Genomic DNA, 5,078 nt, shown 5'->3' on the forward strand with positions numbered 1-5,078 from the left:
TTGAACTGGCTGGGCCCTCAGTGCCTCAAAGTGCACCTTGGTTCTTGGCACCACGCAGCCAACTAGTGACACAAACAAAAGGATGTAAATCGAGGAGAACCAGATCGATGTGTAGACATCGAAGAGTTGGAAGTCATCCATAACCTCGGCGACGTCTGGGTTGTTGTCAAAGAAGATACGAACACCATTTGGGTCAGCCGAGCGCTGCGGGTAAACCGAACCTGGCACTGCGGCAATGGCGAGCAACAACAAAAGGAATAGTGCCGTGCGCATCGAGGTGAGCTGACGCCAGAACCAACGAGGCCAAAAGATCAAACTAGAGAATAAGTTCGAAGCCACTTTGCACCCCCTGCATCCAAGTCAGGAATTGGCCCCAAAGGCCGGTCATCAATAGCAACCCAATCAAAATCAAGAGTCCGCCACCAAAGAGGTTGAAGGCTCTTAGGTGCTTTTTCACAAATGCCACGCTCGATACTGCCCAGTTCATTCCAAGGGCAATCAAAACAAATGGGATACCGATACCTAGCGAGTAGACGGTCGCAAGAATGCCACCTCGAACCGGATCACCGGTGGTTGAAGCAAGAGTCAAAACCGCAGCCAGGGTAGGGCCAATGCAAGGTGTCCATCCCACGGCAAAAACCACACCCAACAGTGGAGCTCCAGCAAGCCCAACCTTTGGACTAAATGGAATCCTTATGCTGCGCTGCAGAAAATCAAACTGCCCGATCATGGCAAAACCAAAAACCACAACCAACAAACCCAAGACAAACTGCACCCAAAAACTGTTGGCAAAAAATAGCAGTCCCGCCGAACCCGCAAGCACTCCGAGCGATACGAAAACCACCGTGAATCCAAGTACAAATAGCACAGCACCTAAAACCAACTTGGTCTTACTTTGTGCGGCACCCGAAACGTATCCGAGGTAACCAGGGACCAGTGGCAAGACGCAAGGCGATAGGAAGGTAACTAAACCAGCCAGCAGCGCAATTGGCATAGCTGCCAAAAGTGATCCGTTGAGGATTACATCTGCTGGATTCACTCGGCTACCACGGTCTCAATCAGTGTCTTGAGAATCGATGGATCGATTCGACCCAGAATCCTGGAGGCAACCTTGCCCTGCTTGTCGATCACCAAAGTTGTTGGCACTGCCTGAGGGCTTACAACTCCCTGAAAAGCCAGGGAAACAGCGCCGGATTGCGCGTCAATGATTGAGGGAAAGCCGATGTCAAACTTGCGATCAAAAGCCAAAGCAGTCTCTGAGGTATCGCGAACATTCACACCAACAAACTGCACGCCTTGGCCCTGGAACTCTTCGTATAGCGCTTGCAGATCCGGAGCTTCCGCTCGGCAAGGAGCACATGCTGAGTACCACCAGTTCATGACCACGACCTGACCCTCTAGGGCCTTGGAATCAAGCATCTGTCCAGATTCGGTCTCACCGGTAAAGGGCAGAAAGGTTGGTCTTTGAGCCGAGTCGAACTCGGTGACGGTGCCATCGCCTGCGATGTAGTTCTTAGAGTCCCCAGAGCGAAACTGATCAGCTAGCGGGTCTTGGGTGCAGCCGGCGAGGCTCAGTGCAATCGAGCCGACAATAAAGATGACTAGTGCGATGGCAACCGCTCTTTGAGTTTCTTTCTTCACACCGCACCTCCATCCTTCGCTGATTCGCTCAGTCTTGCTGCTAGTTCTAAACCAGGCTCGCGGTAGTCAACTTCCACCAACTTGCCAGCCACCACCTCGAACGAAGTGATCGACGAAAGCGAACACCTGCGGTTTCTAGGATCGTGCGGCAGCGCTAGACCTTGGCTGGAACGATAAAGCATCCAGATGGGAAGTTGATGAGAAACCAAAACCACATCCCCTGAATCAACACTGTTCCAGGCATCCATTGCAGCATCTGTCATGCGAGCGGCAATCTCTTTATAGGGCTCACCCCAGCTGGGCCTCTGCGGGTTGTATAGGTGCAGCGCAAGCGATGGTTTCTTCAATACCGCGCGGCCACCCATTTTGTGGCCAGCAAATTTGTTCCAGGGTTCGATAACCCTGTGCTCTTGCTCAATCTCAAGACCAAATTCTTTGGAAACTGGCGCTGCAGACTCTTGAGTGCGCTGCAGTGGCGAAGCCAAAAGCCTTACGATTTCGCGGTTCTCCGATGCCAGCTGCTTGGCAGCAGCTTCTGCCATTTGGTGACCCAAATCACTTAGCTGGAAGCCCGGGATTCGCTCATAAAGTACGCCTTTGGGGTTGAATACTTCCCCGTGGCGAACGAAGTGAAGACGGTTGGCAGGCATACCTAGAATTCTACCTTCGCTAAACTTGTCAATACGTAACTAGACGCCTACCCCCATCGAGGTATTCACATGCTTAATCGCCACACCATCGCATCGCTTGCAGCCCAAGCAGATGGCCCTGTAACCATTGGTGGTTGGGTGGAAACCCTGCGCGATCAAAAGCGAATTCAGTTCATCATCATTCGCGATGAATCCGGCAGCGTCCAGGTCACTTACCCTCGTCCAGCCGACGAGGATGCCCTAGCTGTCCAGGTCTCTAGCCTCTCCAATGGCTCCTTCGTTGAGATCACTGGAAACCTAAAGCACGACGAGCGCGTAAAGCTTGGCGGCATTGAGATTTTGCTCACCGGCATGAAGATTGTTTCCCTGGCAAACCCAGACAGCCCAATTGCCGATGACACCTCGATCGACAAGAGACTGGACTGGCGCTTTATTGACATGCGTCGTCCAGAAATCAACCTAATGATGCGCGTGCAGACCGAGATTGAGAAGACCTGGCGCGAGGTTTGGTTGGAGAACGACTTCATTGAGATTCACTCCCCGAAGCTAATGGCTTCACCTTCTGAGTCTCACGCCGAGCTATTCAAGCTTGAGTACTTTGAGACTCACGCCTACCTGGCTCAGTCTCCTCAGTTCTACAAGCAGATGGCGATGAGCGCAGGTCTTGGCAAGGTGTTTGAGATTGGACCGGTATTCCGTGCCGACCCGTCTTTCACCTCTCGTCACGCAACCGAGTTCGTCTCAGTTGACATGGAGATGAGCTGGATCGAGTCTCACGAAGACATCATGCAGTTCCAGGAGCAGCTGCTGGTGCGCGCCATCACCGCTGTGAAGGCAAAGTACGGCGAAGAGATTCAGAGGCTATACGGAATCGACATTCAGATTCCTGCCACCCCATTCCCACGTATCCCACTTGCCGAGGCTCACAAGATTGTTGAGGCTCGCGGCTACAAGGTGCCTCGCATGGATGGCGATTTAGACCCAGAGGGTGAGCGCCAGATCCACCAGCACGTGATGGAGACCTACGGTCACGAATTTGTGTTCCTAACCGACTACCCAAAGAACATCCGCCCGTTCTACCACATGCGTCACGCGGACAACGATCAGCTAACCAACAGCTACGACTTGATCTGGAAGGGCACTGAGATCACCACCGGTGCTCAGCGTGAACACCGCATCGACATCTTGGAGAAGCAGGTTTTGGACAAGGGTCTTGAGCTAGAAGGCTTGAACTTCTACCTGGACTTCTTCCGCTACGGAGCTCCTACCCACGGTGGATTCGGCATGGGGCTAACTCGCGTTGTCATGTTGATGTTGGACCTACCAAACATCCGTGAGGCTAGCTTCCTGTTCCGTGGTCCTAACCGACTTCAGCCATAAGCATTTAGCTCTGCAGGTTCTCCAGGTTCAGGCCTGAATAGACCATCAGCAAAGCTATGCCCGTTCCCCACAGCACCATACTGGCGGTAATCAAGAGTGATACCTTGAGGGGTTTGACGCCGGCTGCAACGGAGGCTGCTGCCGCAAACTGAGTGCCGATGAGAACCGGCCCCAGCGCAGCCATGCCGTAGATTCCGTACTTATCAAATGCCGCAACAGCCTTTTGGAACTTAGGTGACTCGCCCGACTTGCCCTTTGCTTCACGACGGCGAATGATCCAGCTGCGAATGCTTGAACCTGCATAGGCGAACAAGAAGATCGTTATGGCATTGCCGGTTGCCGCGGCAATCACCGTAAGCACCGTATCTAGACCAAAGATGATCCCAGCCGGCACAACGGCAATCGCTTCAAGCCAGGGTGTAGCCCCTGCAAGAAAGATTCCCAAGAGTCCTAATTGCTCAAGATTCATTTTTCTAAGTGAACCGCTCTACTGCACTTTCTTCAAGGTGGTGTGAACCTTGGCAGCCCATGGGTGCTTTTTGGCCAGTGACCCAATGATCGCAACCAGGATCGGGAACCAGAAGTTCTTTAGGATCCAGAAAACAACTTTTCTCATGCCAGTTTCCTCAGCTGTTCAAATACTCGGTCTTCGTCAATTCTCCAGAATGCTACCTGTTTGTTGTTGATCAGCAGCACCGGAATCTCGTCGGTGTATTTCTCAAACTCTGGCCTGGAGTCAAGCTCTACCAGCTCCACACCGAAGCCAGTGTCTGGATGTTCTACACTGAATCTGCCCAAAACCCTAGCCAGGTCATTCTCAGCGACCTCGCAGAGGTGGCAACCCTGGCGCACAACCAAGGTGAGGTGAATTTGTTCTGGCACGTCACAAGCCTAAGTGTGTGCCTTAGCTGATTAGACTAAGCCGGTGCTAGAGCCCCAGGAAATAAAGCCCAAGATCGAGGCTGCGTTCTTTGACGTCGACAACACCCTGGTTCGTGGCTCAACCTCAATCCTCTTTGGCAAGGTTGCCTTCGCCGGCGGCACTATCAAGCGCCGCGACATCTGGCGCTTTATGTTTGAGCAGGTTATGTTCATCCGTCGCGGCGAGAAGAACTCCAAGATGGCAGGTTTCAAAGACCGCGCACTGCAGCTCACCAAGGGTCACCCAATCGCCGAATTGCGCGAGTTGATCGACACGGTTTATGAATCCGAGATCAAGCCAAGACTCTGGCCAGAGGCCGTATTTGCCCTAAAGGATCACCTCGCAAAAGGCCGTGAGGTTTGGCTTATCTCGGCAGCACCGGTTGATCTAGTGCAGAAGATTGCTGATGACCTTGGCGCTACCGGTGCGCTCGGGACCATCGTTGCCCATGACGGAGATGTGCTTACCGGTGAGCTAGTTGGTGA

Annotated in this window: 9 protein-coding genes; 2 read left to right on the plus strand and 7 right to left on the minus strand. The window is 52.9% G+C overall.

Annotated features, from left to right (window positions below; all coding sequences use genetic code 11):
* The 4 genes from AC128V_RS06490 to AC128V_RS06505 all read right to left on the minus strand — a co-directional run.
* A partial coding sequence (locus AC128V_RS06490) for a cytochrome c biogenesis ResB family protein (protein ID WP_482763861.1) occupies positions 1–339 on the minus strand: 339 nt, incomplete at its 3' end.
* A complete protein-coding gene (locus tag AC128V_RS06495; protein ID WP_482763862.1) occupies positions 317–1,039 on the minus strand; it encodes a cytochrome c biogenesis CcdA family protein in 723 nt (240 codons plus the stop codon). The genes AC128V_RS06490 and AC128V_RS06495, both read right to left, overlap by 23 nt.
* Positions 1,036–1,641, minus strand: a complete 606-nt coding sequence (locus AC128V_RS06500) for a TlpA family protein disulfide reductase (protein WP_482763863.1) — start codon at positions 1,639–1,641, stop codon at positions 1,036–1,038. The genes AC128V_RS06495 and AC128V_RS06500 overlap by 4 nt, the downstream gene beginning before the upstream one ends.
* A complete protein-coding gene (locus AC128V_RS06505) occupies positions 1,638–2,291 on the minus strand; it encodes a histidine phosphatase family protein (RefSeq protein WP_482763864.1) in 654 nt (217 codons plus the stop codon). Before AC128V_RS06505 ends, AC128V_RS06500 begins: the two co-directional genes overlap by 4 nt.
* A 69-nt stretch (positions 2,292–2,360) precedes the next feature.
* On the opposite strand from AC128V_RS06505, the gene aspS reads away from it, so the two are divergent.
* The gene (gene aspS, locus AC128V_RS06510) at positions 2,361–3,671 is read left to right on the plus strand and encodes an aspartate--tRNA(Asn) ligase (RefSeq protein ID WP_482763865.1); all 1,311 of its coding nucleotides are present in this window, start codon (positions 2,361–2,363) and stop codon (positions 3,669–3,671) included.
* A 4-nt stretch (positions 3,672–3,675) separates the two neighbouring features.
* Here aspS and AC128V_RS06515 read toward each other — a convergent pair whose 3' ends face one another.
* The 3 genes from AC128V_RS06515 to AC128V_RS06525 are packed head-to-tail and all read right to left on the minus strand — an operon-like array spanning position 3,676 to position 4,553.
* Positions 3,676–4,140, minus strand: a complete 465-nt coding sequence (locus tag AC128V_RS06515) for a small multi-drug export protein (RefSeq protein WP_482763866.1) — start codon at positions 4,138–4,140, stop codon at positions 3,676–3,678.
* 18 nt (positions 4,141–4,158) lie between these two features.
* Positions 4,159–4,287 carry a hypothetical protein gene (locus AC128V_RS06520; protein ID WP_482763867.1) on the minus strand — a complete coding sequence of 43 codons (129 nt, stop codon included), beginning with the start codon at positions 4,285–4,287 and terminating at the stop codon, positions 4,159–4,161.
* Complete coding sequence (locus AC128V_RS06525; RefSeq protein WP_482763868.1) at positions 4,284–4,553, minus strand: glutaredoxin family protein; 270 nt, start codon at positions 4,551–4,553, stop codon at positions 4,284–4,286. Before AC128V_RS06525 ends, AC128V_RS06520 begins: the two co-directional genes overlap by 4 nt.
* A 43-nt stretch (positions 4,554–4,596) precedes the next feature.
* Between AC128V_RS06525 and AC128V_RS06530 the strand changes: the two genes are divergently transcribed.
* A partial coding sequence (locus AC128V_RS06530; protein ID WP_482763869.1) for an HAD family hydrolase occupies positions 4,597–5,078 on the plus strand: 482 nt, incomplete at its 3' end.

The organism is Aquiluna sp., assembly GCF_965064355.1.